2 protein-coding genes and 1 pseudogene are annotated in these 4,304 nt (G+C 64.9%); 2 read left to right on the forward strand and 1 reads right to left on the reverse strand.

The window, feature by feature from the left end:
- A pseudogene (locus J5Y10_RS28235) lies at positions 1-107 on the forward strand (IS630 family transposase); the annotation flags it as partial.
- Here J5Y10_RS28235 and J5Y10_RS27485 read toward each other — a convergent pair.
- The gene (locus tag J5Y10_RS27485) at positions 74-3,853 is read right to left on the reverse strand and encodes a transglycosylase SLT domain-containing protein (protein ID WP_342453047.1); all 3,780 of its coding nucleotides are present in this window, start codon (positions 3,851-3,853) and stop codon (positions 74-76) included. The pseudogene J5Y10_RS28235 and the gene J5Y10_RS27485 sit on opposite strands and share 34 nt — an antisense overlap.
- Positions 3,854-3,868: 15 nt before the next feature.
- Here J5Y10_RS27485 and J5Y10_RS28240 point away from each other — a divergent pair, with 15 nt between their 5' ends.
- Positions 3,869-4,186, forward strand: coding sequence for a hypothetical protein (locus J5Y10_RS28240; protein WP_245215165.1), 318 nt, complete (start codon positions 3,869-3,871; stop codon positions 4,184-4,186).
- The last annotated feature ends 118 nt before the right edge of the window (positions 4,187-4,304 follow it).

Consider the following 4,304-nt stretch of genomic DNA (forward strand, 5'->3'; position numbering starts at 1 on the left):
CCCGTACCCGCGAAGCCCTCTGGACCACCATCGGGCGCCTGCTCGACACCTTCACCCAAGCCGAGTGCAGAAACTACCTCGCCAACTCAGGATACGCGTCCGAGTAAGCTGGAAATGCTCTAGCGCCCGCTTCCCCACCGGCTCGCGTCGCGATGTTATCGAGGGCGAGCTTCTGGGCGATGTCGGCGGCTCCAGCGGCCTTCAACTGATCAAGGATCTGGGCGTCGTAGGACTTCGTTTCCTTGAGATTGGCGAGAGAGGCCTTCACGTAGTCCTGTACAGAACTGAACTGCTCCGAGGAGGAGTACATGTCGTTTGCGGCGGTTAGCAGCGTGTCGGCCGTCCCTGTGATCCGGGACAAGGCGTCAGCGTCTCCCGAGTTCGCGAGGGAGATATCCCGCTCAAATAGGAGCGAGGCGGACTGGTAGGCCTGCTCCGGGCTGCGCCCGGCAGAGGCGGTGGTGTTCAGGTGATCGAGGTACGCGCGGATGTCCTTCCCGGTAGCAAGGATCTTCTGCTGTTCGGCCTTCACCAGGGCGGAGCGCTCAGCCGCCTGGGTAACCATCAGCTGGGCGAGATCCACGCCCTCCTGGCGGGCCATCTGGATACGCTCGGCGGCATGCTGACGCTCAAGGCGGGCCAGCTGGTTCCCCAGGTCGTCGGCCGTGCCCATGGCGGTCTGGTAGCGGTCCACCAGGGCGCCGTTGGTGCTGTCCGTGGCGATCTTCTGATCTTCGGCAAGGCGCTTCAGGGAGGTGGCCATGTTGTCGTTCGCGGCACGAACGGTGTCCGCAACCGTGGTGGACGATACCCCCAGATCCTCAAGGCTGCGCTTCAGGGTGACAATGTTAGCCGTCAGCTGAAGGCGGGCCTGTTCATAAGCTGCCGTGTCGCCCAGGCCAGACAGGGACATGCGTTCGAGGTTGATGCTATCCAGCGTCGCGGCGCGGCTGCTGTTTCGGTCCTCCTGCGCGCGGGTCGCAGTGAGTTCCACCGTCTTGCGCTCAAGTTCCTTCATCGTGTCGAAGGTGTCCTTGAAGATCTTCAACTCAGCCTCGCCGAACCCGGCCTGTTCGATCTGCTCGATACCGGCCTTCCGGTCCTTGTCGCGCTGGAGGTCGAACTGCTTAAGGGCGACCCCTCGCGCATCGTCCCCACGATAACCGGAAATGGCGTTACGCATGCCGTTGATGTTGTCGTTGAAGGCGTCGTGCCGTTCGTCGTCCAGCTTCTTCAGCGCATCCGTCATCTTGTCCATGATCGGATCGAAGGCGAGACCCAGGGACGCGGCCTTATCGATCAGCGGTTGCCACTGGTCGTTCACGCTCTTTACCGACTGGGCATAGGCAGTCGTCTGGTCCTCAGCATCCTTCATCAGCGTCTTGTAAGTGTTCTGATACCAATCGAGGTTGGCGAGAGCGGTCTCAGGGTTCCCCGCGCCAGAGGCGTTGATGACCTTCCGCACGTTGTCGTCTGGGGTCTGGGTCGCGGCCATCTGAAGGAGGCGAGTGGTCGCGTCGTTCATGACGGTCTTCGACATCTCTTCATCCAGCTTGCCAGCGTACGAGAGACGCCCTCCGTCGAGGCCATCCACCTTCACCCCGTCGCGGTTACCCACGGAGACTGTGTAGGCGGCGGCAACGTCCTGGGTTAGCCCGGCGAGAGGGCCAATCTTGGACGCCATGCTATCGATAGACCGCGCAATGGCCGACGCACTGTCCCGGTTCTCCTGAGACATGCGCTTGCCGCTGAGCCCGCCCACCGTGAGATTATTATCAAGGGTGGACATGGTCGCCGTTCCCGTCATGTCAGAAGGCTTCTGACCGGGGAGAATGGACCCCAAGATCATCAGAACGGCGGCAGCGATCCAGCCGTAAACCGGGACGGCCATTCCAGCCATCGCCGCAGCGGACATGCCGGTAACAGCGGCGCCGCCAGCTGCCATCGAAGCGCCACCAACGCCGCCCTTCTGGATGCCGCTGTAGATGCCATAGGCACCACCCGCGATGCCAGCAACGCCCGCAGCGGCGCCGCCGACTGTCATGCCGCTCACGCCCGCAGCGGAGCCACCAGAAGCGGCAACCTCGGCAGCGGTGGCAGGACCGAAGCCAACACCCGCGCCCGTGGCAGAATAGGCACTGGCATTGGCGGCAAGGGCCGCATTCGTTCCGGCGAGCTGGGTCGCGCCAGAGGTGCCCCAGAGAGAGGCGTTAAGGGCGCTATCGGCCCAGGAGCTACCCGTGTTCCAGACATGCCCGGCGGACATGTAGTTGCCGGGGTTCATACCGCCGAACTTATCGTACAGGCTGTAGGCCTGCTGAGCCTGCTGGGCGTAGCCGATGACAGTGCCGTTCTGGTTCTGCACGGGGACATAGGTGCCAGCGGACCCGCCGCCCGACTGCCCACCGATGACCATGCCAGCACCCGCCGCGAGGGCTCCCGCGCCGGAAGCTCCGCCACCCATAACTGTCATGATGCCGCCCAGCGTGCCGCGAGAGCCGCCAAACAGGGAGTTCATGAGGGGATTGATGATGGCGAGGCGAAGGGCAGCCTGCACGGTCTCGGAGAGGACGCCCTTGGCGATGCTGCCAAAGTTCAGGGCGCTGGTCTTGCCGGTCGTGAAGGCCTCCGTGATCGCGGAGCCGATGCGGTCGAATGCCTGTTCCCCCACGCTCGCCAGCTCGTCCATGGAGGCCTTCAACTGACCATTACGGGCGGTTAGGTCAGCGATGCGCCGGATGTTGTTCTGCGACGCCATAGAGGCGGAGCTGTTCGGGTCCCCGCCCGCGTTGATGACCCGCTGACGCTCGCGGAGGATGTCCAGCTCGGTCTTGCGAGCTTCGGCGCTGAGACCGATTAGCTTGGTCTCCTGCTCCAGCAACTCGATAGAATCACGCTGCTGAGCGATGAGGTTCGCCGTTCCGAGATCCGCCTCAGCGGCCCTCCTGTCCTTCTGCGAGTCAACAAGCCGGTCAACCGCATCGCGGTACTTGTCGGTCCCCGCCTCCGCGAATTTCAGGGCATCGGTCTCGGCCTGTCGGCGGGTGAGACGGTCGTTAATGGCCTGCGTCCCGCCCTGGGCGACGCTGGCGGCATCGCGGTCAGCATCGGCAGCACGCTTCGTGGTCTCGATCTGGTCACGGAGGGCGGTATCAAGCCCGGCCTGCGCCTGACGGCGGGCCTCCAGGCCTGCCATGATCTGCTCAGCAGCGGATTTACCCTGCCCGCGCGCCTGCTCAGCGGCCTGCTGCTCGGTCGTCAGCAGCTGGCGCGCAGCGCCCTCCTGCTGAAGGTTCGCCTGCGCGGCGAGGACACCCCGGCGGCGCAGCTCCTCAAGGGGATCGTTCAGCCCCACCAGCTGGGCGCGGAGCTTTTCGGCTTCCTCGCGATACCGCTTCACGGCGTCGCTATCGAGACCGGGGCGGCCTGCGGCGTCCTCCAGGGTGCGGATCTGGGAGTTAAGGCGGGCCTGGGTGTCGCTGCGCCCGTCCGTGCCCCGCGTCATCTCCTCAGCGCGGCCGATGGAGATGACATCGGCAGAACGGCGGGTGTTCAGCCCGCCAAGGTCGCCAGGACCGGCAGCGGCACGCATGTAGTCGAACGTCTTGGGGCCAAGCGTGGCGCGGCCCGAGAGGTAGCGATCGATCCGCCCTTCACCGGCGAAGTAGGCCCCACCGGCAAGGCCGGGGTCCTGCCCGTACTTTTTGAAGAGATCCGCCAGGAGGGACACGCCGCCCCTGATGTTGTCCGCGACATCGTTCGCGTTCACGCCAAGACGCCGCGCCGTGTCAGGCATCAGCTGCATGGCGCCGATGGCACGCTCCCCGGAATCCGTCACCGGACCCAGGCGCACGGAGCCGTCGCTATTGTGGTGCTGCCCGCCGCTCTCACGCTTGATGATACGCTCAACAAAAGCGGTGAAGGCGTCGCTATCCAGGCCGTTGAGGGTGGCGGCCTGCGAGGCGGTCGCCCTGGCGTAGGCGATGTTATCGAGGGGGTTCCGGCCCGGCGTGGCGGTGGCAGAGGTGCCGGTGATGGCGTCGCGCGCAGCGGCGCCAGCTTCAACGGGGCTTCCGGCGATCAGCTTGCCGACCCACCCGAGACCTTCAATCCCGGTGCGGACCTTCTCCAGCTTATCGATGAGATCCGCGAAGAACCCCAGGAGGCCAGAGGCGCCGCTGAGTGACCGTTTGAGAATGGCTTGGCGCGACGTGGGCGAGATGATTCAAGCTCGGGATGTGGACCCGAGAGACGCGCCGCCGGATGGCCGAAGTCGCCCGCAAGACGAAGCGCTACCCATCCGA

Source organism: Roseomonas indoligenes (assembly GCF_017813365.1).
GTDB lineage: Bacteria > Pseudomonadota > Alphaproteobacteria > Acetobacterales > Acetobacteraceae > Roseomonas > Roseomonas indoligenes.